Origin of the sequence: Arthrobacter crystallopoietes, from assembly GCF_002849715.1 — a bacterium.
In the GTDB taxonomy this organism is placed as follows: Bacteria; Actinomycetota; Actinomycetes; order Actinomycetales; family Micrococcaceae; genus Crystallibacter; species Crystallibacter crystallopoietes.
In genome coordinates, this window is sequence record NZ_CP018863.1 from 71833 (window position 1) to 95786 (window position 23954).

Genomic DNA, 23954 nt, shown 5'->3' on the forward strand with positions numbered 1-23954 from the left:
TCAGGAAACCTGTGCCGGATCCCAGCTGAGCGAACGTGCCGAATCGATGGTGGCCTGCCCCAGCACGCGGGTGCCCTGGTACAGCACCATGGTCTGCCCCGGCGCCACGCCCCGCATCGGCTCCACCAGCGTTACCACCAACTCCGGACGGCCGTCGTCGGCGGGCTCCACCTGTGCGTGGGCCGCGACCGGGTCGCCATGGGCGCGCACCTGCACCATGCAGTCGAACTCGGTCTGCGACTCCACCTCGGCGATGGGCACACCGGCCCAGGAGACCTTGATGCCGCGCATCTGGTCCACGGCCAGCAGCGCCTCCGGGCCAACCACAACCTTGTTTTCCTTGGGGCGGATCTCCAGCACGAAGCGGGGCTTGCCGTCCGCTGCCGGGCGGCCCAGCTTCAGGCCGCGGCGCTGGCCCACCGTGAAGGCGTTGGCGCCGTCGTGCTCCCCGACCACTTCGCCGGTCTGGTCCACGATCTGCCCGGTTTCCATCTCGATCTTCTCGGCCAGCCAGCCGCGGGTATCGCCGTCGGAAATGAAGCAGATGTCGTGGCTGTCCGGCTTGTTGGCCACGGAAAGCCCGCGCCGCTCGGCCTCCGCCCGGACCTCGGCCTTGGACGGGGTCTCGGCCAGCGGGAACATGGAATGCTTGAGCTGCTCGTGGGTGAGCACGCCGAGCACGTAGGACTGGTCCTTCGCCCAGTCAGCGGCCCGGTGCAGCTCCCGGTTGCCGTCCGCGTCCTCGATCACCTTGGCGTAGTGGCCCGTGCACACGGCGTCGAAGCCCAGCGCGAGCGCCTTCTCCAGCAGCGCGGCAAACTTGATCCGCTCGTTGCAGCGCATGCAGGGGTTCGGGGTGCGGCCGGCGGCGTATTCGGCGATGAAGTCATCCACCACGTCTTCCTTGAAGCGCTCCGAGAAGTCCCAGACGTAGTACGGAATGCCTAGGATGTCGCAGGCCCGCCAGGCGTCGCGCGAGTCCTCGATGGTGCAGCAACCGCGGCTGCCGGTCCGCAGCGTGCCGGGCATGCGGGACAGCGCCAGGTGGACGCCGACCACATCGTGTCCGGCTTCCACCGCGCGCGCTGCTGCCACGGCGGAGTCGACCCCGCCGCTCATCGCTGCCAATACCTTCATGAAAAATCCTTATGTGTTGTGTTCAAATCAGTTGCCCCAAGCCCCGGCGGACTCGAAGGCGCTCCCAACGCGTTGCTATTGCCAGCGCTCGGTGCCGGCCGTGACGATGCTGGACATGTGCCCGGCCATGCCGGCTTTTTTTGCCCGTGCATAGGCGTCCGGCAGCACCTTCAACAATGCGTCAACGTCTTCGGCGGTCGATGTATGCCCGAGGCTGAACCGTTGGGCGCCGCGTGCTTCGTCTTCGCCCAGTCCCATGGCCAGCAGCACGTGCGAGGGCCGCGGCACGCCGGCCGTGCAGGCGGAGCCGGTTGAGGACTCCACCCCGGCCAGGTCCAGCAGGAACAGCAGGGAGTCGCCCTCGCAGCCGGGGAAGGTGAAGTGCGCATTACCCGGCAGCCGCTTGCCCGACAGTTCCGGATCCGGCGTGCCGCGCAGCACCGCCTCGGGAACTGCACTAACGACGCCGGCAATCAGCTTTTCGCGCAGCTTCGCCAAACGTTCGCTTTCCTCGGCAAGATTGCCGACGGCGGCCTCCGCCGCCGCAGCAAAGGCAGCAATGGCGGGGGTATCCAGGGTGCCGGAGCGGATGTCCCGTTCCTGCCCGCCGCCGTGCTGGACCGGCGTCAGCTTGACGCTGCGCCCCACCAGCAGCGCGCCGACACCCACCGGTCCGCCGATCTTGTGCCCACTGATGGCCATGGTGTCCAGTCCGGATTCTTTGAAGGAGACCGGCAGGGAGCCGAAGGCCTGGACGGCGTCGGAATGGACGGGGATCCCGTGGGCATGCGCCGCCTCGACAATCTCGGCGACGGGCTGGACCGAGCCCACCTCGTTGTTGGCCCACATAACCGTAACCAGCGCCACAGAGGAGGCATCGGCGTCGAGCTCCGCCTGCAAGGCCGGAAGCGAAACCACACCGAATCCGTCGACCGGCAGCCACACGATTTCCGCGCCCTCGTGGGTAGCCAGCCATTCAACGGTGTCCAGCACCGCGTGGTGCTCCACCGGGGAGCAGATGATCTTCCGGCGGCCGGGATCCGCGTCATGCCGGGCCCAGTAGAGGCCCTTGACCGCGAGGTTGTCCGCTTCGGTGCCGCCGGAGGTGAAGATGATCTCGCTCGGGTGCGCACCGGCGGCGCCAGCCAGGGATTCGCGCGCATCTTCAACCACCCTGCGGGCACGGCGGCCCGAGCCGTGCAGCGAGGAAGGATTGCCGCTGCGGCTGAGTTCAGTAGTGAGTGCGGCCAGGGCCTGCGCCGAAATGGGCGTGGTCGCCGCGTGGTCTAGATACACGGGCACACCAGAATTCTACCGGTCGCACGAAGAGTTCACGAAAATCGGCTCCATTGACTTCCATCAGCACCCTTTCTAAAGTCATAAATACCCGTTTTAGAGCAGAAGCAATCCGGAGCCAGTACCGCACACCACGCAGTCAAGGAGCGCCATCATGGGGACCACATCAATCGTTATTGCGGGTGCGGGCCTCGCCGGCGCCACAGCCGCCGAAACCCTGCGCAGTGAAGGCTTCACCGGCGATATCACGCTGATCGGCGCCGAACCCCACGAACCGTACATCCGCCCACCGCTGTCCAAGGCCTACCTGGCCGGGAGCGAGGACGCTTCCGCTGCCCTGGTCAAGGACCCCGGCTGGTACGCGGAGAACAAGGTGGATCTGCGGCAGCAAACAGCAGTGGAGTCCGTTGATCCGGCCGGCCATTCCGTGACTCTGACCGACGGCACGAATCTGGGCTACGGGCAGTTGCTGCTTGCTACCGGCGCTTCATCCCGCCGGCTGGACATCCCCGGCGCGGACCTGGAAGGCATCCATTACCTGCGCTCCCTCGAAGAGAGCAGCGCGCTGCACTCCGCTCTGGCCGGAGGCGGCAAGAAGCTCGTGGTCATCGGACTTGGCTGGATCGGCATGGAGGTCGGCGCCACGGCCCGGCAACTGGGCAATGACGTAACGCTTGTCGGGCCCGAGGACGTGCCGCTGGGCCATGCACTGGGCGCTCTCATCGGCAACCAGTTCGCGGACCGGCACCGGCGGGAAGGCGTTATTATCCGTACCGGCATGACCCCGCTGGAGTTCAGCGGCGGGGAGGGCACGGTCGAGGAAGTGGTCCTCGAGGGCGGCGAGCGACTACCCGCGGACCTGGTGCTCGTTGCCATCGGCGCCGTCCCCAACACCGCCCTTGCCAAGGCGGCCGGGCTGGCCGTGACCAACGGTATCGATACTGACCAGAGCCTGCGCACTTCCGCAGCGGACGTGTTCGCCGCCGGGGACGTCGCCAACGCCTATCATCCGGCTCTCGGCCGTCCGTTGCGCAGCGAACACTGGGCCAACGCGATCGCCCAGGGCAAGACCGCGGCACGGGTAATGCTCGGCCAGGATGCGGTCAACGATGACATTCCCTACTTCTACACGGACCAGTTCGATATCGGCATGGAATATTCCGGCTACTTCCCGTGGGCCACGGCCGAGCCGGTCATCCGCGGAGATCTGGATGCTATGGAGTTCATTGCGTTCTGGTTGCGGGAAGGGCGCGTGGTGGCTGGTATGAATGTAAATGTCTGGGATGTGCAGGACGACATCCAGGACCTGATCCGCTCCGGCCGCCCCGTTGAAGCGGTGGACCTATCCAACGCTGCCAAGGAGCTGAAGAGCCTGTGACGGAAACTGCGCTACCCGGCATTTACCTGCCGACCCTCGACCATCCGGTCCACACCTTCGGCGACCGGAAGATCGATTTCAACAGCCAGGTAGCGCTGATGGCCATCATCAACCGCACGCCCGACTCCTTTTACGACGGCGGGCGGACGTTTGCGCTGGAGGCGGCGGTGGACGCGTGCCTGCAGGCAGTTAACGACGGCGCCGATTGGGTTGACATCGGCGGCGTTCCGTTTGCGCCGGGGCCGGCTTTGAGCGCGGCCGAAGAGGCCGAGCGGATCGTACCGGTCATTGAGGCCGTGCGTGCGCGGTCCAACGTCATCATTTCGGCCGACACTTTCCTGCCGGAGGTCGCAGAGGCCAGCATTAAGGCCGGCGCCAACGTCATCAATGACACCACGGGGCTGCAGAACAAGGACCTCGCCGCGGCCGTGGCCGACGGCGGCGCCCACCTGGTCATCACGCATTCGCTGGCGGCGCCGCGGACCGTCTATCCGCGTCCCCACTACAACGACGTCGTCGACGAAATTGCGGACTTCCTGCGTCGGAAAGTGGACTTGGCCGTGGAGCTGGGCATCGCCCCCGAGAAGATCGTTATCGACCCGGGCCATGACCTGAATAAGAACACCCTGCACTCGCTGGAAATCACCCGCCGTTTCCAGGAAATAGCCGCGCTCGGGTTCCCGGCACTGGCCGCCGTGTCGAACAAGGACTTCATCGGCGAGACGCTGGACCAGCCCAAGAAGGACCGCTTGTCCGGATCCCTCGCCGCCGCCGTCATGTGCATTATGAACGGGGCCAGAATCGTCCGGATGCATAACGTCGCCGAAGCCAACTCGGCCGTGCGCTTTACCGAAGCGGCTTTCGGCTGGCGCCAGCCGGCATATCTGAAACACAACATGGGCGAGTTCAACGAACCGGCGCAGCCGTGACCGAAGGGAAGAATTTATGACCGGTGGCTCAGTCACCCGGACAGCTGTACCGCTTGCCGCGATTAACCGGATCTTCCCGGAGGCCGCCGCCGACGCCACCGACGAGCAGCTGCTGCAGTGGTACGGCGAACTGCCGCACAACGGCCCCTGGGTACGCTTCAATTTTGTCTCCAGCCTCGACGGCGCCGCCACCCACGAAGGCAGGTCCGGTCCCCTGGGCAACGAGGTGGACCAGCACGTTTTCTCGCTGCTGCGCAGGCTTGCCGACGTCATCCTCATCGGTGCCGGCACCATCCGCGCGGAGGGATACGGTGGAGAACTGCTCTCGGCCGAGAGCCGGCAGTGGCGGATAGAACACGGCATGCCGGCCCGCCCTGCGTTCGCCGTCGTTTCCGGTTCGCTGAACCTGGACCCGGACAGCGAACTGTTTGTCCAGGCACCGGTCCGTCCGCTGCTGCTCACCACGACCAGGGCTGATGCCGGCCGCCGGCGCGCACTGGAAGAAGTTGCGGATGTCGTCGACGCCGGGGACCAGTGGGTGGAACCGGCCAGGATCGTTGAGATCCTGACATCCAGGGGCCTGAGCCAGATCCACAGCGAGGGCGGGCCCACCCTCCTGGGCTCCTTCGAAGCCGCCGGGCTGGTCGACGAACTGTGCCTGACCATGAGCCCCATCCTGGCCGGTGGTACCGGCCAACGGGTGGCCGACCATGTGGCTGAGCATGCACCGCAGGCCATGAGGCTTGCCCATATCCTCGAGTCGGACTCGATGCTGCTGCTGCGCTACCTCTCCGTTGCTCCGGCTTCCCGGCCCTGAGCCGCTGCCGGAGAAGACCGCGGCAGCCGGAACGCGGTCCGCCTCCGGTTCGTTGAAATCCCGACAGAGCAAAGGCGCAGGCAGCGCTAGACTTGCGTTCGGACCAGCGGCGATTTCGACGTAACTACAGGAAGGCGGCAGGTGACTCCCCCATCCCACTATGAGACCCTGGGGTTGCCTGCCAATGCCACCGCGCAGCAGATCAAGGCGGCCTACCGCCGGGCCGCACGTGCCACCCACCCGGACCACGGCGGCGACCCCTCAGCGTTCCGCCAGGTGACCCTCGCCTACGAAGTGCTCAGCAACCCACAGACCCGGGCCCGGTACGACAGGTCTTATGGGACGGCGTCGGTTCCCAATGCACCCACGGACAGTGAAGAGGCCTTTGCCGCCGGCTCCAATTTCACCACCGCCCCTCATCGCCGTCCCGGCGAACGCCGCCCGGCCGCCGCAGACCCAGCCGTCTATGTACCGTCCTATGACACGGCCGACGCGTCAAGCCTGGTGCCGCTGTCGCTGGCGCGTCAGCAGATCCACGGGGCGCCCCGGAAACGCGGCGTCTTCGGCGCGGCATCACGGCTGCAGCGGGAAGCCCGGACGGTACGGCTGCTGTCCCAGCAGATCCTGCCCGAGATGCCCTCTGCCCGTCTGGTCAACGGCCTCCACTCCCCCGCCGACCGCGGTTTCATCGACCATGCCCTGCTTGCCGGCTACCGGCTGGCTCTAATTGATTCCATGCTGCTGCCCAAGGGGATCTTCAGGTGGGATGGCTACGCCCTGCGCAAGGACGGCCGCATCGTCGACCCGCCCCAACTGGTGCCCGCGGTCCGGCGCATGCAGGACCTCTTTCCGGAACTGAATGTGCAGGGCTGGACAGTCATCCATTCACCGGACGGGAACCTGCACGAACCTGTGGTCGACTATGCGCGCGGCTACGATCCCCACTCGCATGCTCCGGTCCATGTGGTGAACGCGGCCCGGCTGATCCGCGAACTGAAAAAGTTCCTAGGCAGCGGCCCCGCTCCCAATACCGTGCATGTCCCCTCGCTGGGACGCCTGCTCTCCGGCATGCACAAATAACCCTTGGCGCCGCGGCGTGCATAGGATGGAGAGCGTGTTCCGCATTCTCTTCTATACCCCTGAAATCCCGGGCAACACGGGAAACGCCATCCGCCTGGCCGCGATTACCGGCGCCGAACTGCACCTGGTGGAACCGCTCGGCTTCTCCTTCGACGACGCCAAGCTTCGCCGCGCAGGACTGGATTACCACGACCTTGCGGTCGTCCACGTTCACAAGTCGCTGCAGGCCGCCTGGGATGCTCTGCAACCCGAACGTGTCTACGCATTTACGTCCGACGGCGAACAGGCCTACACGGAGATCGCCTACGCACCCGGCGACGTGCTGCTGTTCGGCCCCGAATCGGTGGGGCTGCCCGAGGAGGTCAAGCACGATCCCCATGTCACCGCCCGCCTGCGCCTGCCCATGCGGCCGTCGCTGCGCTCGTTGAATCTCGCCAACTCGGCGTCCATCGCCATCTATGAGGCCTGGCGGCAGCATGGTTTCGCCGGCGCACAGTTCTAAGACGTCATCCCCATTCACCCCGCCGCCCTTCTGCAGGACCCGGCACTATGCTAAGGACTTATGGAAACGCCACTGCCCCGAGACGACAAGGCCTCATCATCTACTCCGGATTACGAGCCTGACTACGAACCCGAGCAGAACGCCCCGGATACCGGCGCTTCCGAGGACCCGTCGGTGCTGCACGCAGACCAACTGACGGCGGAAGACGATATTCCGGCGCGCAGGCCGATGCCGGCCGCGACCAAGTGGATCCTCGTAGCTGTCGCCGTCGTTGTTTTGATTATCGGGGCTATCGCCGCCGTACAGACCCTGGGCCGCTCGGCCGAGCAGGATGTTCTCGATGCGTCGGATGTAGTCACCGCTACCGTGGAAGGCGACGAGGGCGCCAGTGCCGACGTCGCGGTGTCCACCGACAGGAATGCCGCCGTCCTGACGTTCCGGAGCCTGTCTGCCGCCGGCGAAGGCCAGATTTACCAGCTCTGGAAAATCCCCGCGAACGGTTCGGCACCGCAGTCGGTGGGGGCGCTCAGCAGCGAAAACGTATCCGGCGAGGAACCTGTCATCATCGAAAATGTGATCGGTTTCAGTGAGATTGCCTTGACCCTCGAGGCCCGCGGCGGCGCGCAGTCGCCGACGCCGCCGTTCACCCTGTCCGTCCCGCTGGACCAGTAGCCGCACGAGGGCCCTTTGCCGCGCATTGCCAGGCAAGGGCCCTCTGGATCCTAGAAACCGGCGATGGTGGCCGGAGTATTGATGCCGACTACGTGAAACGCCTCGGCACTGCGGCCTTCCTCCAGGCCGCCGCGGCGCGCATTGGTTCGGAGCATCGAGCGGACCCTGGCATCCATCCGTTCCACGTCCGGGTGCTGGCTCGCATGGATCCGGATGGCTTCCACCTTGGTATCGACGAACTCGGTGATGTCGACAAAATGGTTCTCCCGCTCGGCCGGCCCGCCGAAGAACCACAGATACGGCACCTTGTAGGCAGGCAGTCCGGCTTCGGCGAGTTCCGGATAGGCAAACGGATTCTCCACCGCGGGATAGACCGCACGGGTAACTGCCTCACCGCAGGCCAAATGGTCCGGATGGCTCTTCTGGATTCGGTCCCAGGCCCGTTCCGGGTGCATGGCGAGGACAATATCCGGACGGATTTTCCGCATCAGTTCCACCACCATGCCGACAACCTCGTAGCTCGGCTCCAGAAAACCGTCGCGCTGGTGGAGGAAATGCAGGTCCGACACGCCGCAGATCCGTGCTGCCTCAGCCTGTTCGGCCGCGCGCATCGCCACAATTTCCGGACGGTGCGCCTCATCGAATCCGCCGGCATCGCCGTCGGTCATGATGCAGTAGCTCACCTGCGTGCCGGCGGCGGTCCAGCGTGCAATGGTTCCGGCGGCGCCGAAATCAAGGTCGTCAGGATGGGCCGCGAAGACCAGGACCCGCTCAGGTGCGGTGACTGGCCCCTCGGCTTCCGTGGGCAAAGCTGGCATGTGTTTCCTCAACCCTTCTGCTTGCGGATTTCCGCGGCTGCCTGCGGTCCCGCAGTGCTCAGCCGGTAAAGCTTAGCTAACCATACCGGTGGCGTCCCGCGACTCGCGCCCCGGCCCGGGCAGGCCCGGATATGACGTAAAAAGCACCGGCTGCGGAACCCGATGGAGGTTCCGCAGCCGGTTTTATCCTTACTACAGGCCGATTCAGCTTTCCGGGTTCTGGCCCACTGTCACATCGATGCTCTGCTCTTCGCCCCCGCGCAGGACTTTCAGCGTTACGGTGCCGCCCACGGGCTGCTCACGGATGGCTGCCGTCAGTGAGAGGCTGTCCTCGATGACACGTTCCCCGACCCCCGTAATGACATCTCCTTCGCGCAGTCCGGCCTTGTCGGCAGGCGACCCCCCACTGACGCCGGCGACCTCAGCTCCCACGGAGAACTGGGTGCCTCCGCGTGAAGCCTCCGCGGCCTTAGCCGTGACGGTGACGCCCAGATAACCGTGCGTTGCTTGGCCGTCGGCAATCAGGTCCTGCGCGATCCGCTCGGCATAGCTGCTGGGGATGGCGAAACCGACGCCGATGCTCCCGCTGTCCTGGCTGGCGGATGCGATCGCAACATTTACGCCGATGACTTCCCCGTTGGTGTTAACGAGGGCGCCGCCCGAATTGCCATGGTTGATGGCCGCATCCGTCTGGATGACGTTGAGGTAGATACTGCCCTGTCCGGAGGACTGGTTGCCGGAATCCTCGGGGAACTGGAAGTTCCATTGGTCGCCGGGACTTGGCGCTTGCTCTTCCTCGGGTTCCTCGGGCACTTCCGAGGACGAGACGCTGATCGTCCGGCTCAGCGTCGAGATGATGCCGTCCGTCACCGTACCGCTCAGGCCGAGGGGCGCCCCGATGGCGATGGCGGTGTCCCCGACATTGAGCTCGCTTGAGTCGGCGAAGGCAGCAGGCGTCAGGCCTTGCGCTTCGATCTTGATCACGGCCAGGTCGGACAGCGGGTCAGTTCCCACGATGCTGGCACGGTGGACCTTGCCGTCGCTGGTGCGGACCTCCACGTTCGGGTCCGCAGCCTGTCCGCCCAACGTAACCACGTGCGTGTTGGTGAGAATATGGCCTTCCTTATCAAGGATGATGCCCGAACCGGAGCCGCCCGAATTACCCGAGGCGACGGAAATCGTCACGACGCTCGGGGATGCCTTGGCCGCAGCAGCCGTGATTTCATTGACCGAGTCGGTGTTGTTAACGATCAGCTGCTCTGCTGAACCGGAGGCAACCGACGACGGCGGAACGTCACCAGCCAGCGATTGCGCGCCCACCGCGACTCCGCCGCCTGCGAGCCCGGCAAGGAGCATGCCGGCAACCAGTGTGCCGCTTCCGAACCGCTTTTTGGCGGCTGGCTTGGGCGTCTGGGCGCCGGTTGACGCAGCCGAAGCGTAATAAGGGACGGAGCCATGTTGCCCGTAGGGATTGTGCCCGCCGTACTGATGCTGTTGCCCGTAGGTGCTCTGCTGCCCATAGGGGTTCTGCTGGCCGTAGGGGCTGGCGTCGGTGTATCCGGCTTGCTGTGCAGCTGCGCCGGTCTGCGTCTCGCCGGCGGGGTCTTCATTGGCGGTTTCGCCGAATGTCCCGGATCGGGCATGGTCCGAACCATCCGGCCGGTGCCAGCCTGTAAGCGGTTCTGTCGGTTGCTGTGACTGAGGAAGCGACTGAGTACGCGGATCCTGCTCAGAACCGGCTGGCTCGCCCATATCCGATTCGCCGGCTGGAGTGCGGTAATCAGCGTTGGCGTCCGCTGTTGCCGGTGGCTTCGCCGGCGGCGGCGGAACCTGGGGCCGGAAGGTGGCTTCCGGATCCTGGTTGTGCTCAGTCATAGTTTCCCTTTCCTTGGACTGTTACCACTATGCCTTCTCAATCTGGGACAGGGGACGATATTCGCTGGAAGAAAACTGGGAATATGCCGAATGCCGTTGAACCACATGGTTCCCCTCCGGCCGGCAGGCCGGAATCCGTTCGAGCGGTACATTGCGCTTCCGGCGTACCCGCTTCCAAGACGGTCAATTCGGGTGGACGCTCCCACTGCCGCCCCATAGAATCAAAATCGGGGCGGATCAACGGTGCGCCCCGGTATCCGCCACGATATCAACCGGGTTTCCGGACGATACTGAAGGGTTCTACATGCGATCACTGCTCACTCATTTGGGGGCCGCTGTTGGGCTCTCGGCGGTCTTCATGGCTCCGGCCGCGGCAAACGCCGAACCACCGGTGGAGATTCCGCCCGGCGAGTTTGTGGTTGACGAGGCAGGCGTCCTTGGTGCCGAACGGGCCGAGGTCGAGGAAGCGATCAGCAACCTGCGTCAAGAAGAAGGCCTGGGCCTGTACGTCGTCTACGTCGACGAATTCGAGAACCCTTCCGATCCGAGCGAGTGGCTGGTGGAGACAGCACAGCAAAAGGGTCTGGGAAGTTCGGACAGCATGCTCGTTGTCGCGGTCGAATCACGCGAGGCCCACTTCCAGTCTGCGGAAGGAAGTCCTGTTTCCGCCAGTGACCAGCAGATCTTCCAGTCGCTGAACCCCGCGCTCGCTCAGGACGAATGGGCGGAAGCAGGCGTACTGGCCGCAGAGGCAATCGCGGACGTGGCCTCCGGCGGCAGCGGAGATGTCGGTTCTTCCTCCGGCGGCGGCTCGCTGGCGCCGGTGCTCTTGATGGGCGGCGTCGTCGCTGCGGGAGGAGTCGGCACCTATTTGTATGTGAAATCCAGGCGCCGCAAGGGTGCAGGCCGCGGAGAACCACAGATCCAGCGTGGGCCGGATGGCAAACCGATTGATCCGCATGACGCGATGAGCGTCGAGGATCTGCGCAAGAAGGCCGGCAGCCTGCTGATCGCCGCCGATGACGCCATCAGATCCAGCGAGCAGGAAGTCGGCTTCGCCATGGCCCAGTACGGCGAGACAGCCGTCAAGCCTTTCCGCGAAGACATCACCGCGGCCAAAGCGCACATGATGGAGTCGTTCAAACTCCAGCAGCAGCTCGATGATCACATTCCGGATACCGAGGAACAGCAGCGGGCTTGGCTCGGCGACATCATCCGTCGCTGCGAAGCCGTCAGCGCATCGCTCCAGGAACACAAGGAAGATTTCGACGCGCTGCGGGAACTGGAAAAGAACGCCCCCGGCGCCTTGGCCAGCGCCCGTGAAGCTGCCGAGGCTGCTCGCAAAAGGTTGGCTGCCGGCCACGCAGACCTTGACCGGCTCCGTGAACGGTACGCTGACTCCGCCCTTGAGCAGGTCCGAGACAATATTGATCAGGCGCAGGAACGGCTCGATTTTGTGGACAACGCTGCAGCCACCGCGCAGGAGAAGCTCGACGCCGGAGACCGCAGCGCTGCGGTTGTCGCCGTCCGGGCGGCCGAAGAAAGTGTCTACCAAGCCAATGTCCTCCTCGATGCCATCGGCAAAACGTCCAAGGACCTGGACGCCGCAAGGTCGGCCATGGAAAGCGCGATTTCGGACACAGCCCAGGATCTTGCCCATGCACGCGCCCTCATCGCCAACGGGCAACATCCGGAACTCGCAGGGCCCGTCGCCGAAGTCGAAACGGCACTCGAAGGCATCCAACGTGAAATCGCCGGCGGCCGGATCGATCCGATCGGCATCGTCCAGCGCCTTGACGCCGCGAATTCATTGGACCGATCACTGACCGGCATCCGTGATGCCCAGGAACGTGCCCGCAGGGCACGCGAGTCGCTGCAGCACACCATCATGTCGGCCCAGGCCCAAATCTCGGGAACCTCGGACTATATCCAAGCCCGCCGCGGCGGCGTCGGCAGTGAAGCCCGGACCCGGCTGGCTGAAGCCGAACGCAACCTTGCCTACGCTCTGCAGATCGCCGAATCAGATCCCGAACAGGCCCTCAACTATGCCCAGCAGGCCAATGCCCTCGCGCAGCAGGCCAGCCAGATGGCACAGCAAGATGTTGATGGTTTTGGCGGCATGGGCGGTATGGGAGGCTTCGGCGGCGGCGGAATGTTTGGTGGCCGCGGCGGCGGCCTCGGCGGCGCCATCCTTGGCGGAATCCTGATCGACTCCATTTTGCACGGCGGCCATGGCGGCCACGGTGGCGGCTTCGGCGGCGGGGGCGGCGGGGGCGACATCTTCGGCGGCGGCGGCTTCGGCGGCTTCGGCGGTGGCGGTTTTGGCGACGGCGGAGGTGCCGGCGGCAACTTCTAACTGGATAAGAAACCGGGCAGCCCAAGGGGTTGTAGTCAAGAATCAGATAGCAGGACGAAAGGTATCACAGTGGTTAAGCAGTCAATCTTTGGCCGTATCGCACAGCTGGCAAAGGCCAACATCAACGCAGTTCTGGATCAGGCCGAAGACCCCCAGAAGATGCTGGACCAGATGGTCCGCGACTACTCGAACAACATTGCCGAGGCCGAGAGCGCCGTCGCCCAGACCATCGGGAACCTGCGCATGCTTCAGGACGATCACAACGAAGACATGGAAAACGCGCGCAGCTGGGGCAACAAGGCCTTGGCTGCCAGCCGAAAGGCCGACGAGTACCGCGCCGCGGGTAATCCCGCCGATGCGGAAAAGTTCGACAATCTCGCCAAGGTCGCCATCCAACGCCAGATCAGTGCGGAGAACGAGGCCAAGGGTGTCGAGCCCACCATCGCCTCCCAGAACGAGGTTGTCGAAAAGCTCAAGACCGGGCTTAACCAGATGAAGGGCAAGCTGACCGAGCTACAAAACAAGCGCAACGAACTCGTCGCGCGCGCACGTACGGCCGAAGCACAAACCCAGGTGCACGACGCACTCAAGAGCATCGACATCATGGATCCGACCAGCGAAGTAGGACGGTTCGAGGAAAAGGTCCGGAGGGAAGAGGCACGGGTCCGCGGCGCTCAGGAACTGGCTTCGTCGAGTCTAGATGCCCAGTTTGAGAGCCTGGAGGACTTGGGAGAGCAAACCGAGATCGAAGCACGCTTGGCTGCCCTGAAGTCCGGCTCCAGCTCTGCCTCAATCGAGTCCGGCCAGTAATCAACTAGCGGCGGCCTGACAGTGGCCGTTCCTGCACGGGGCTGTGGTGTGAAGGTTGCGCCGCAGCCCCGTATGGGCTTTTCCCGATAGCCCGGGGAATCATGATTGGCTCTTAATCCAAAAGGTCCCGACCGGATGTTTCCGGTCGGGACCTTTTCTCTGTTGCGGGGAGAGGATTTGAACCTCTGACCTCTGGGTTATGAGCCCAGCGAGCTACCGAACTGCTCCACCCCGCGGCGCGGTCTTTACTTTACCGGCCGCGGGGTTGCTAAGCAAATCGGCTGCGTCAGCCCTCGGGCGCCGGGGCCGGCGTTTCTGCCGGAGCCTCTTCGCCGCCCTCGGCGGGAGCCTCACCCGAGACAATGCCTTCAGCTTCGAGCGCATCCTGCAAAGCCCGGTTCAGCTTCTCCTGAGCTGCACCGTAAGCCGCGAAGTCTCCTTCCGCCAGAGCCGCCTCACCCTCACGGATCGCCGCGTTCGCCGCTTCGAGTGCCGCCCGCAGGTCGGCCTCCGCGTTGCCGCCGCCACCTTCTGCGGGCGGGGCAGCCGGATCGTCCGGTGTCTCGCCGACGTTCCCGGCGTCGCCGGTCGTGGCACCGGAGTCACCGCCGAAGACCTGGTCAAGGGCTTCGTCCAAGGTGGGCGCGAATCCGACCACTTCGCCGAAGCTGACAAGTACGCGACGGAGCGTCGGGTAAGCCGAGCTACCCGAGGACTGGACATACACCGGCTGGACGTACAACATGCCGCCGCCGACAGGCAGGCTGAGCAGGTTGCCCTTGAGCACTTCGGTAGCGCCCTGCTGCAACAGGTTCAGCTCAGTCGATACCGCAGTATCCGAGTTGAACAAGTTTTGTGCCTGGCCCGGTGCCGGAACCGACAGTGATCGTGGAATATCAAGCAGCCTCAGCGTGCCGTATTCCTCGCTCTTGACACCGTCCTCGCCGGTTCCGGCATCACCCTCGGCAGCGAGGAAGCCGTAGAGCACGTTTCGCGCTTCCTCACCGGCAGGAACGAACGGGATAAATGGCGTCGTCAGCGAGAAGGCAGCGTTTTCCTGCTCTGGCATCTTCAGGGACAGGTAGAAAGGAGGCTGCTTGACGTCGGAATTCGCACCCAGCGTCGGATCGGTAGGCACGGCCCAGGCGTCGCTGTTGGTGTAGAACTTGTCGACATCCGTCACGTGGTAACGGGCCAGGAGTTCACGCTGCACCTTGAAGAGATCTTCCGGGTAACGCACGTGGTCCATCAGTTCCGCAGACATTTCGCTGAACGGCTTGAGTGTTGTCGGGAAGACCTTCTGCCACGCCTGGAGGATCGGATCCTGGTCATCCCAGGCATACAGGTCTACTGAACCGTCATAGGCATCGACGGTGGCCTTGACTGCGTTGCGGATGTAGTTGACCTCTTCGGGCGGCAGAGCCACGCTTTGGCCGCCTGCCGTCGAAGAATCTGCAGTTGCTGACTGGAGCTGTTGCGGAGTCGAGTACGGGAAGTGCTTGCTGGTGGTGTAGCCGTCGACGATCCATTTGACCCGGCCATTAATGACGGCGGGATAAACATTTCCATCCACCGTCAGGTACGGCGCGACCTTTTCCACCCGTTCCCGCGGATCCCGGTCGTAAAGAATCTGCGATTCAGAGTTCACCTGGTCCGAGAGCATCAGGTCGGTGGACTGGAACTTCAGCGCGTAGACAAGACGGTTGAAGGCGTTGCCCACGCTCGGCCCACCGTCGCCTTCGAAGGTATTCCGGGACTCCGTCTCGGACTCTTCGCTCTGCGGACGGTCGATCTCAATGGGACTGTCGCCTTCTGGTGCACCAACGATGGAGTATTCAGGAGATTGTTCACCGAAGTAGATCCGTGGTTCATAGTCCTCTTCATTACCCAGCACACCCGTGGTCGGGATGCCGGACTGAATAAAGGTGGGCTTGCCATCGGGCTCGACACTGGAACCGGCGGCGGCGACGACACCGTAACCGTGGGTGTAGAGGACATGCTCGTTGACCCAGCCTGCAGGCACGCCTGCTGTGTTGAGCTCACGGACGGCGATGACAGTGTCCTGGATCTCGCCGTCGATCTCGTAGCGGTCGACGTTCAGGATTTCCGGGAACTGGTAGTACTGCCGGAACTGCTGCAGCTGGCTGAAGGCATCCGAGACCAGGTTGGGATCGAGCAGGCGGATGTTCGCCGTCGTTTCGGCGTCCTGCCGCAGGGCGCCGGCCTCGGCTTCAACGGTCGCGTTGTAGGTATTGGTCTGAACCTCGTCGAGCCCGTAGGCCTGACGCGTCAAGGCAATGTTGTGCTCGATGTATTCCGCTTCACGGCTGAGTTCGGACGGCTCTACTTGGAATCGCTGGATGACCCAGGGGTAAACACCGCCGGCCAGAATCGCAGTAATAACCAGCATTGCTGTACCGATGATCGGCAGACGCCACCGGCCCGAGACAACGGCAACGACGAACAGGATGGCCACAATGATGGCAGCCACGGCCAGAATCGCCTTGGTCGGAATGACGGCATTGACATCCGTGTAGAGCGCGCCGGTCCATTTGCCCGAATCCGACTGCAGAGTGCTGTACCGGTCCAGCCAGTAATTCACACCCTGCAGGAGCAGGAACAGGCCGGCGAAGACCGCTACGTGGATACGGGCAGCGTTGGAAGCGAAAAAGCCCTTCTCCTCCAGCCGGATCCCGCCGTAGAGGTAATGGGTCAGGAGACCGGCGATACCTGCGATCAGCACCACGCTGACCAGGAACCCAGTCAGGAAACCCAGGAAGGGCAGCGTGTTGGTGTAGAAGCTGTAGTCCAGGTTGAACTGGGGATCAGTTTGCCCAAAGGGAACCTGGTTGAAGAACAGCAGCACAGTCTGCCAAGCGGATGCCGCCGCGGTACCGGCGAAGCCACCGAGCACAATCGGAATACCGATCATCAGGAGCTTGCGTACGGGCTCAAGCTGTTCCTGGTACCGGTTGAGGTTGTCCTGCAGTGCACTGTCCGGCGCATAGACCGGACGTGACCGATAAGCGAGGCGCAGGCTCAGGTACACCGCGGCAGCCATGATCAGGAAGGCAATCAGGAAGATAGCGATTTTCGTGCCGTTTTCCTTCAGAAATACTTCCAGATAGCCAAGCTGGTTGTACCAAAGGATGTCCGCATAAATCTGCGAGAAGAAGACGAACCCGACCACCAGCACGGCCACCACAATGAGGGTGGGTATCAGCGGGGAGCGTTTCCGTGTTAGTTGGGCGGGCGCGGTTGGCCGGTCATCACGGGGCCGGTCTTGTCCGAATGTCACTCTTTACCTCATTGTCAGCGTGCGTTGTGCTTGACGGCGGATCCATGCCTATGCATGAGGCCCCTCCGTCTAGACCACGAATGAGCAGCCCGGGAGGTTCCGCTTTCCTTCCATTCTGCCTTGTGGGAACGCCACAACGAAGTCGGGAGCGACCGTCATCGGCTTCTGACGCACGATTGTGACACGTCAGCCGCAGGCAGGGAGCGCTGAGCCGTCTTTGCCTTCGCCGAGCACAGTCACGGCTTCCACTGCGTCTTCGAGAGTTGCCACCTTGACCACCTGCATCCCGTCAGGCACATTGCCGACGACCTCGCCACAGTTAGCTTCCGGAGCAAGGAAAACGGTCGCGCCGCGCTGATGCGCGCCATACATTTTCTGTTCAATGCCGCCGATCGGACCGACGTTTCCGGACGAATCGATGGTGCCGGTGCCGGCAACGTGCAGCCCCCCGGTCAGTTCCCCTGGCGTCAGCTTGTCCACGATGCCAAGTGCAAACATCATGCCCGCACTGGGCCCGACGACGTTTTCCAGCTGAATTTTGACCTCGTACGGGAACTCGAAGTCGGTCTCAAGCAGGACGCCGAGCTGATAAGCGCCCTGGGCGTTCGCCTCCGGAGCGACCTGGACGGTCTCAGGCTCGCCGTCGCGGAGGACCTCGAGCTCCACGGGTTCGCCACCGCTGGCATTGAGCTCATCACGAAGAACATTAATGTCCGTTACCGCGATGCCGTTGATGCTTTCGATGACGTCATCCGGTGCCAGCAGGTCTGCCGCGGCTGCACCGTCGGCGAAATCGACAACGGACAGGTCTTCCTCGAAGTCGACGCCCAAGTGGCTCAAGGCCGCAGCAACGGACGTTTCCTGCGAAGAGTCCATGGCGGCGGCGTTTCGGTTCTGGATCTGCTCGCCGGAGACACCCGGGGGGTACACGAGTTCTTCCGGTGTGACGCTCTTGCGTGGATCCAGCCATGCAGACGCTACTTCGAACAAACGCACGGAGCCACTGGGGCCGCCACTCATGTAAACAGTAGTCATATCCAGTGCGCCTGAAGTGGGATAAGTCTTTTGGCCGGGGATTTCGATCAACGGGACGTCGTTCACGGCGCCGATCGTGTTGAAGGTAGGACCGGGAGATTCCACGATGTACGGCGATGGCATAGCCAACGCGAGCAGGCCAAGGACGACTGCGACGACGCCCGCTCCTATCATGACCGGGTGCCGTCGGTTATTTGGCTTGCGCGGCGTCGGCGGCGCTTGCTCCCCGAGGTCGATCGGCTCAGTCAACTGTGGTTTCCTTCTCTCAGCGTCTCCCGCGGCTTACTCAAGGCACAGCAGGAAGGGCACCGGTCAAGCCGGAACCCTGCACCAGCCTACGCGCTTTGCCTGAGAGGACGCCCGTAATCCGGAGCGATCCATTTGGAAGCTTGACCGGGAAACGAGGCCGCGCATCTCATTTGCCTAGAGCGAACCGGGCTCAACAAGCACGACATGGCGTGAAAACTAGCGGTAACGTGTAGTCAGAAGCAACAATCCGGCGACGGCCACAGGCCCTGTTCCAGGCCCGCATGCCCAGCACACCCTCACAAGGACCGGTGGTATAGATGACCTCCAACCCATCCAACAACGGCGACGATCCGAAAGATCCGCTGTCCGAAATGTTTGCCAAGCTTTTCGGCGCTGAGGGAGCCGGCATGGATCCCGCAGAAATAGCCAAGGCGGCAGGTCTGCCGTCCGACCCCAATGTGCTGGCGCAGATGATGCAGCAGGTACAGGCCATGATGAGCGCCGGAAATGAAGGCCCGGTCAACTGGAAGCTGGCCCATGAGAGCGCGCGTAAGGTTGCTGCCTCGGACAGTGACCCATCGGTTACTCCCGCACAATCCCGCGAGGTGGACGAGGCATTGCGCCTGGCCGAGATGTGGCTGGATCCGGTCACGGATTTCGCCGGCACGGGGCTCATGGGCAGGGCATGGTCCCGGGCCGAATGGGTAGAGGCGACGTTACCGACATGGAAGCGGCTGACCGAACCGGTGGCGAACAGCATTGCTTTCGCTCTCACAAGCGCCCTCTCCGAACAGGTGCCGGAGGACATGAAGGCGATGATGGGCGGGGCCCATTCGATGCTGCAGAACATGGGCGGCGCTCTGTTCGGCATGCAGTTGGGACAGGCCGTCGGCGCCCTATCCAAGGATGTTGTTGGCTCCACGGATATCGGCATCCCCTTGGCAGAAGGCAAAATGGCGCTGTTGCCTGCCAACGTCAGGGCCTTCGGCGAAGGCTTGGATATTCCCGAGTCGGAGATCCGGCTCTTCCTCGCGGTCCGGGAGGCAGCGCACACCCGCTTGTTCACGCATGTTCCCTGGCTGGCAGGGCACCTTCTGAGCGCAATCGAAGGCTATGCCCGAGGCATCCATATTGACATGTCGCGGATTGAAGAAGTAGCACGGGAAATTGATCCCACCAATCCCGAATCCATGCAGAATGCTCTCTCCCAAGGAGTGTTCATGCCGGAAAGAACCCCGGAGCAAGACACCGCCTTGGTGAAGCTGGAGACGACTTTGGCGCTGGTTGAAGGCTGGGTCGATGAACTGACAGCCGCGGCTACGGTGAATCTGCCCTCCGCGGGTGCATTGCGGGAAACTGTTCGACGGCGCCGCGCAACGGGCGGACCGGCCGAGCATGCCTTTTCAGCCTTGGTCGGATTGGAACTGCGTCCTCGCCGTCTACGCGACGCGGCCGCTCTCTGGGCTGCCTTGGCCGAGGAACGCGGCATCGAAGGCCGGGATTCCATCTGGCACCACCCGGACCTGCTCCCGACGTCAGAGGATCTGGACGATCCGGCAGGCTTCAGTTCCAGGCGCCAATTGCTGGAAGCCTCTGATACGGAGGTCGACGAGGCCCTGCAAAAGCTGCTGGCGGGCGGGTTTGATGAGCCTACCAACGATGCTGATACGGATACCGGAGAGGATGAGAACGGCGACTCCAAGGATGGGCGCCAGGACTCCTAGTCCTCCACATCATCGCCCAGCGGATCCCCGCCGCTGTCGCTGAGTCCCCGGCCCATCGCAAACGCTGCCCCATCCAGAAATGCCTTGGCCCGGGCGAGGTCAGGATATGGCTCGAGCACGTCCCAGAAATCTGGCCCGTGTCCGGGAACTACGAGGTGGGCGAGTTCGTGCAGGATCACATAATCGATGACCCATTGCGGCATGCCTTCAATCTTGTCCGAAATTCTGATGGTGCCGCGGGCGGGAGTGCAGGACCCCCAGCGCCCGTTCTGGTTGGACACCCACCGGATGCTCTCCGGGCAAGGATTCCCGGAAATGTATCTACCGGATAGCATGGCGGCCCGGTGCATCAGCGCTTCGTCACTGCGGACCTTCCGCTTTCCGACGTCTGCGTCGGATTTCGCCTCGAGACGGGCGACCATCCTGGACACCCACTCACGTTCCTGGGCAGCTGTGAAATGACCAGGAATGGAAATAATCATTTCACCGTCGCGCCAGCCCGCAGATACCGTGCGCCGTCGCCTGTTGGAGCGCTTGACCACTACCGGTTTCCCGTCCTTGGTAGTCAGCGCGGCCGGGCCGTCTCCTGCCCGTAAAGCTGTGCTCTTCTGTCCGTCCCGCATGGCAACGACGTTACCGTGAATGGGCCTACGTCAGAATCGCGCACTCGCCGTACCTTCGATTCTGTGGATAACTCCTCCCCCGCCGCTGCCGGCATGCCAGCATGGAATCCCGGAACTTCGAAAAGGAGAAAGCTGTGGCGGAGTTGAAGATCAATCCCGGTTTGCGCCTGATCGAGCGCCGGGGCACAGTGCAGATAGGCCTGGGTTCCACCGGTCTGGTTCTAGAGGGCACCGGCCAGGGGGACCTGGATTTTTTGTACCGTCTGCGGACCGGTCTCGACGACACGGAACTGGAGCACGCTGCCGGCAACTGTTCCATCACTACGGAAAGGGCGCGGGCGTTGGTGGCAGCGCTGGAAAGTGTGCTGGTCGATCCGCCGGCAAAGTCGGAGCAACTCAGCGGATTGCGCCTGGACCGTCTGGCGCCCGATCGGGCCCACTGGTCTGCGGTGTACTCCGTCGACTCATCGGCGCTGCTGGCGAACCGGGCAAGGGCTGCCGTGCATTTGATCGGGCTGGGCAGAACGGGCGGCGCTGTCGCCTGCGCTCTGGCCGCTGCGGGCGTCGGCACACTGCTGCTGGAAGACCGGGCCAGCGTCGGGCCCGCCGACGTAGGATCGGGAGCGTTCAGACTGGCCGACGTCGGGCTGAACCGGGCGCAAGCTGTCCGGAAGATGATCCGCAACATTGACCCGACGGTTTCCACGCACATCCTGTCCAACAGCATGGACCCGGAAGCCGCCGCCGGCCGACCTCGCTTCCTGAATCTCGTTATTTACACTGACCGCGATGTGCCCAACGCACGCATCAGCCACGGCCTCTCCGAAGGGGACAATCCCCACCTGTCGCTGCTGCTTCGTGAGCGGGACGCGTTGATTGGCCCGCTGGTGGTACCCGGGCAATCCGCGTGTCTGGACTGCTTGGACCGGCACCACGCCCAAGCAGATCCCGACTGGTATGAGCTGTGTTCGCAGGTACACGGCGCCAGCGCAGAGGCTGGCGCCGTCGACGAAGTGGCCCAGTCCGTCGCCGCGGCAGGGCTGGCAAGCCTGCAGTCGCTGCTCTTTCTGGATGGCAGGAACCGCCCGGCAGCCTGGTCGGCCGTCCTGCAGCTGCGTTCAGCCGATGGCACTGTAGGCCGGCACGAGTATCGGCCCCACCCCGAGTGTGCCTGCCAGCTGCAGCCGGCGCTGCAGGACAGCTAGCGTGTTAATGCGTCTCTGAACCTAGTTATCGGAAAGTATGCGCAGCACGTCTTCGCCATAGCGTTCCAATTTGGCGGGCCCGACACCAGCCAGACGCGAGAGTTCCTGCATGGACTGGGGGCGCGCTTCAGCAATAGCCACCAGCGTCGCATCAGTGAACACGACGAAGGCCGGCACCGAAGCTTCCAGGGCGGTATCCTTGCGCCACTGCCGCAAAGCATCGAAGGTCGACTCTTCATAGGTTGGCGGGCAGTTCTGGCACCGGCCGACTTTGCGTTCGGCGCCTGAGTTGAGCATAGTTCCGCACACCCGGCACACCGCGGGTGCCGCTTGCTTGCGGCGGGAGGGCTTGGCGCCCGTCCGGCTTTGCACGGAGGACGATGATTGCGGCCGCAGCCCGTCCAAGAAGCGTGATGGCTTCCGGTTGGCCCGGCCCCCGGGTGTGCGCGCCAGGGACCAGGACAGCGCAAGGTGCTCGCGTGCCCGTGTGATGCCGACGTAAAGCAGCCTGCGTTCTTCGTCCACGGCGTCATCGGTGTCCGCAAAGGAGATCGGCATCAGTCCTTCGCTGAGTCCGACCAGGAACACGGCATCCCATTCCAGGCCCTTGGCGGAATGCAGCGAGGCCAGCGTGACGCCTTGGACCGTCGGCGCGTGCTGGGCGGCAGCACGCTCTTCCAGCTCAGTAACGAGATCCTGCAGAGTGAACACACCGCCGGCCGCGCTGCCGCGGGCCTTGTCCAATTCGTCAGCCAGTGCCACGAGCGCGGCCAGGGATTCCCAGCGTTCGCGTACCGCACCGCCGGATTGAGGAGCCTGCGCGGTGTAGCCAAGGTTGGCAAGGATGTCCCTGACCAGCTGCGGCACGGGATCGGTCCCCGCGGCCCGGGCGCCGGCGCGCAGTTGCAGCATCGCATCCCGGACTTCCTTGCGGCGGAAGAATCGCTCGCCGCCGCGCAACTGGTAGCCGATATCCGCCGAGGCCAGGGCCTGTTCGTAGGCTTCCGACTGGCCGTTGGTCCGGTACAGCACGGCGATCTGGCTTGCGGCGACGCCTTCATTCAGAAGTGTCCGGATCCTTCCGGCTACCTGTGCAGCTTCGGCCTCGTCGTCGGCGCATTCCGTGAACGAAGGCTCCGGGCCGGTAGGGCGCTGGGCAATAAGTTCCAGCGGGGCGGGCCAGGGATCGCTGCCGCCGCGCCGCGGCTGCTTGGTGCGTGCCGCCAGCAGCGAGTTGGCCAGATTCACCACCTGCGGAGTCGATCTGTAGTCCCGCACCAGTTTGACCACCTCGGCCCCGGGGAACCGCTTGGTAAACTCCAGCAGATGCCGGGAAGTAGCACCGGTGAACGAATAGATGGTCTGGCTGGCATCGCCAACCACGCACAACTCGTCCCTTGGCCCCAGCCACAGGTCCAGCAGCCGTTGCTGCAGGGGGGACACATCCTGGTACTCATCCACGACAAAGTGCCGGTACTGGTCCCGCACGGTGGCCGCGACCTTGGCATCTTCCTGCAGGATGCCAACCGTGATCAGCAGGACATCTTCAAAATCGATGATGTTGCGGTCGGTCTTGACGTCTTCGTAGGCCTGGAAGAGCCTGGAAATGGTGGTCAGATCAAACCCTGCCGGCTCCACCCGCCCTGCCGCAGCTTTGAGGTAGGTGTCCGGGGTCAGCATGGAAACCTTGGCCCACTCGATCTCCGCGGCCAGGTCCCTGATCGCGGCCCGGTCCGTGGTCAACCGCAGCCGCCGCGCGGATTCGGCGATGACCTGGGCTTTGTGGTCCAGCAACCCCGGCAACGGTCCGCCCACGGCGTGCGGCCAGAAATACTGCAGCTGACGCAACGCGGCAGCATGGAAGGTGCGTGCCTGCACCCCACCCACGCCCAGGTCCCGCAGTCGAGTGCGCATTTCGGCCGCCGCACGCGCGGTGAAGGTCACCGCGAGCACCTGCTGCGGCTTGTACACTCCCGAATGCACGCCATAGGCAATACGGTGGGTGATGGCCCTGGTCTTGCCGGTGCCCGCACCGGCAAGCACGGACATGGGCCCGGTCAGCGTCGACGCAACGTGGCGCTGCTCCTCGTCGAGTCCGCCGAGAATTCTGGCTTCGAGATTATCAGTGACATCCACCGGTAGTTCCAGGC

18 protein-coding genes and 1 tRNA gene are annotated in these 23954 nt (G+C 63.8%); 10 read left to right on the forward strand and 9 right to left on the reverse strand.

What is annotated here, in order from left to right:
* Complete coding sequence (mnmA, locus tag AC20117_RS00345) at positions 1-1137, reverse strand: tRNA 2-thiouridine(34) synthase MnmA (RefSeq protein WP_074701553.1); 1137 nt, start codon at positions 1135-1137, stop codon at positions 1-3.
* Between the two features lie 75 nt (positions 1138-1212).
* Positions 1213-2439 (reverse strand): cysteine desulfurase family protein, encoded by a 1227-nt coding sequence (locus tag AC20117_RS00350; protein ID WP_074701552.1) that lies wholly within the window; start codon positions 2437-2439, stop codon positions 1213-1215.
* Positions 2440-2587: 148 nt separating this feature from the next.
* Here AC20117_RS00350 and AC20117_RS00355 point away from each other — a divergent pair, with 148 nt between their 5' ends.
* The 6 genes from AC20117_RS00355 (at position 2588) to AC20117_RS00380 (ending at position 7811) form a co-directional block, all read left to right on the forward strand.
* Positions 2588-3811 carry an NAD(P)/FAD-dependent oxidoreductase gene (locus AC20117_RS00355; RefSeq protein ID WP_074701551.1) on the forward strand — a complete coding sequence of 408 codons (1224 nt, stop codon included), beginning with the start codon at positions 2588-2590 and terminating at the stop codon, positions 3809-3811.
* Entirely contained in the window at positions 3808-4740 is a 933-nt protein-coding gene (gene folP, locus AC20117_RS00360) for a dihydropteroate synthase (RefSeq protein ID WP_083339802.1), read from the forward strand. The genes AC20117_RS00355 and folP overlap by 4 nt, the downstream gene beginning before the upstream one ends.
* Before the next feature lie 16 nt (positions 4741-4756).
* Positions 4757-5557, forward strand: coding sequence for a pyrimidine reductase family protein (locus tag AC20117_RS00365; RefSeq protein ID WP_074701548.1), 801 nt, complete (start codon positions 4757-4759; stop codon positions 5555-5557).
* 141 nt (positions 5558-5698) lie between these two features.
* Positions 5699-6637 carry a J domain-containing protein gene (locus AC20117_RS00370; RefSeq protein ID WP_074701547.1) on the forward strand — a complete coding sequence of 313 codons (939 nt, stop codon included), beginning with the start codon at positions 5699-5701 and terminating at the stop codon, positions 6635-6637.
* A 34-nt stretch (positions 6638-6671) separates the two neighbouring features.
* On the forward strand, positions 6672-7139 hold the full coding sequence (locus AC20117_RS00375) for a tRNA (cytidine(34)-2'-O)-methyltransferase (protein ID WP_074701545.1): 468 nt from the start codon (positions 6672-6674) through the stop codon (positions 7137-7139).
* 60 nt (positions 7140-7199) lie between these two features.
* Positions 7200-7811, forward strand: coding sequence for an anti-sigma factor (locus AC20117_RS00380; RefSeq protein ID WP_074701544.1), 612 nt, complete (start codon positions 7200-7202; stop codon positions 7809-7811).
* A 50-nt stretch (positions 7812-7861) separates the two neighbouring features.
* On the opposite strand, the gene AC20117_RS00385 is transcribed toward AC20117_RS00380, so the two are convergent.
* Together AC20117_RS00385 and AC20117_RS00390 are read right to left on the reverse strand one after the other, a co-directional pair.
* Complete coding sequence (locus AC20117_RS00385) at positions 7862-8629, reverse strand: PIG-L deacetylase family protein (protein ID WP_074701542.1); 768 nt, start codon at positions 8627-8629, stop codon at positions 7862-7864.
* Between the two features lie 204 nt (positions 8630-8833).
* Positions 8834-10504, reverse strand: a complete 1671-nt coding sequence (locus AC20117_RS00390) for a S1C family serine protease (RefSeq protein WP_074701541.1) — start codon at positions 10502-10504, stop codon at positions 8834-8836.
* Between the two features lie 304 nt (positions 10505-10808).
* On the opposite strand from AC20117_RS00390, the gene AC20117_RS00395 reads away from it, so the two are divergent.
* The gene (locus tag AC20117_RS00395; protein ID WP_074701539.1) at positions 10809-12860 is read left to right on the forward strand and encodes a TPM domain-containing protein; all 2052 of its coding nucleotides are present in this window, start codon (positions 10809-10811) and stop codon (positions 12858-12860) included.
* Positions 12861-12929: 69 nt separating this feature from the next.
* Complete coding sequence (locus AC20117_RS00400) at positions 12930-13670, forward strand: PspA/IM30 family protein (RefSeq protein ID WP_074701538.1); 741 nt, start codon at positions 12930-12932, stop codon at positions 13668-13670.
* A gap of 162 nt (positions 13671-13832) precedes the next feature.
* On the opposite strand, the gene AC20117_RS00405 is transcribed toward AC20117_RS00400, so the two are convergent.
* The 3 genes from AC20117_RS00405 to AC20117_RS00415 all read right to left on the reverse strand — a co-directional run bounded on the left by AC20117_RS00405 (position 13833) and on the right by AC20117_RS00415 (position 18252).
* A tRNA-Met gene (locus AC20117_RS00405) sits at positions 13833-13906 on the reverse strand.
* Between the two features lie 50 nt (positions 13907-13956).
* Positions 13957-16968: a UPF0182 family membrane protein gene (locus AC20117_RS00410; protein ID WP_418202232.1), complete on the reverse strand. Its 3012-nt coding sequence runs from the start codon at positions 16966-16968 to the stop codon at positions 13957-13959.
* A 186-nt stretch (positions 16969-17154) separates the two neighbouring features.
* Positions 17155-18252, reverse strand: coding sequence for a YlbL family protein (locus AC20117_RS00415; protein ID WP_074701536.1), 1098 nt, complete (start codon positions 18250-18252; stop codon positions 17155-17157).
* Positions 18253-18569: 317 nt separating this feature from the next.
* Between AC20117_RS00415 and AC20117_RS00420 the strand changes: the two genes are divergently transcribed.
* A complete protein-coding gene (locus tag AC20117_RS00420) occupies positions 18570-19976 on the forward strand; it encodes a zinc-dependent metalloprotease (protein ID WP_074701535.1) in 1407 nt (468 codons plus the stop codon).
* On the opposite strand, the gene AC20117_RS00425 is transcribed toward AC20117_RS00420, so the two are convergent.
* Positions 19973-20599 (reverse strand): M48 metallopeptidase family protein, encoded by a 627-nt coding sequence (locus AC20117_RS00425; protein ID WP_074701533.1) that lies wholly within the window; start codon positions 20597-20599, stop codon positions 19973-19975. The two genes, AC20117_RS00420 and AC20117_RS00425, sit on opposite strands and share 4 nt — an antisense overlap.
* Before the next feature lie 134 nt (positions 20600-20733).
* On the opposite strand from AC20117_RS00425, the gene AC20117_RS00430 reads away from it, so the two are divergent.
* On the forward strand, positions 20734-21804 hold the full coding sequence (locus AC20117_RS00430; protein ID WP_158300420.1) for a TOMM precursor leader peptide-binding protein: 1071 nt from the start codon (positions 20734-20736) through the stop codon (positions 21802-21804).
* Positions 21805-21825: 21 nt separating this feature from the next.
* Here AC20117_RS00430 and AC20117_RS00435 read toward each other — a convergent pair whose 3' ends face one another.
* Positions 21826-23940, reverse strand: coding sequence for an ATP-dependent DNA helicase UvrD2 (locus AC20117_RS00435; RefSeq protein ID WP_236777405.1), 2115 nt, complete (start codon positions 23938-23940; stop codon positions 21826-21828).
* Positions 23941-23954: the final 14 nt, after the last annotated feature.

What these genes read in the sequence shown, in the direction of transcription:
- AC20117_RS00365 (WP_074701548.1), top strand. Translation starts at nt 4,757, where the DNA reads ATGACCGGTGGCTCAGTCACCCGGACAGCTGTACCGCTTGCCGCGATT.
- AC20117_RS00355 (WP_074701551.1), top strand. Translation starts at nt 2,588, where the DNA reads ATGGGGACCACATCAATCGTTATTGCGGGTGCGGGCCTCGCCGGCGCC.
- AC20117_RS00385 (WP_074701542.1), bottom strand. Translation starts at nt 8,629, where the DNA reads ATGCCAGCTTTGCCCACGGAAGCCGAGGGGCCAGTCACCGCACCTGAG.
- AC20117_RS00395 (WP_074701539.1), top strand. Translation starts at nt 10,809, where the DNA reads ATGCGATCACTGCTCACTCATTTGGGGGCCGCTGTTGGGCTCTCGGCG.
- AC20117_RS00425 (WP_074701533.1), bottom strand. Translation starts at nt 20,599, where the DNA reads ATGCGGGACGGACAGAAGAGCACAGCTTTACGGGCAGGAGACGGCCCG.
- AC20117_RS00380 (WP_074701544.1), top strand. Translation starts at nt 7,200, where the DNA reads ATGGAAACGCCACTGCCCCGAGACGACAAGGCCTCATCATCTACTCCG.
- AC20117_RS00390 (WP_074701541.1), bottom strand. Translation starts at nt 10,504, where the DNA reads ATGACTGAGCACAACCAGGATCCGGAAGCCACCTTCCGGCCCCAGGTT.
- AC20117_RS00420 (WP_074701535.1), top strand. Translation starts at nt 18,570, where the DNA reads ATGACCTCCAACCCATCCAACAACGGCGACGATCCGAAAGATCCGCTG.
- mnmA (WP_074701553.1), bottom strand. Translation starts at nt 1,137, where the DNA reads ATGAAGGTATTGGCAGCGATGAGCGGCGGGGTCGACTCCGCCGTGGCA.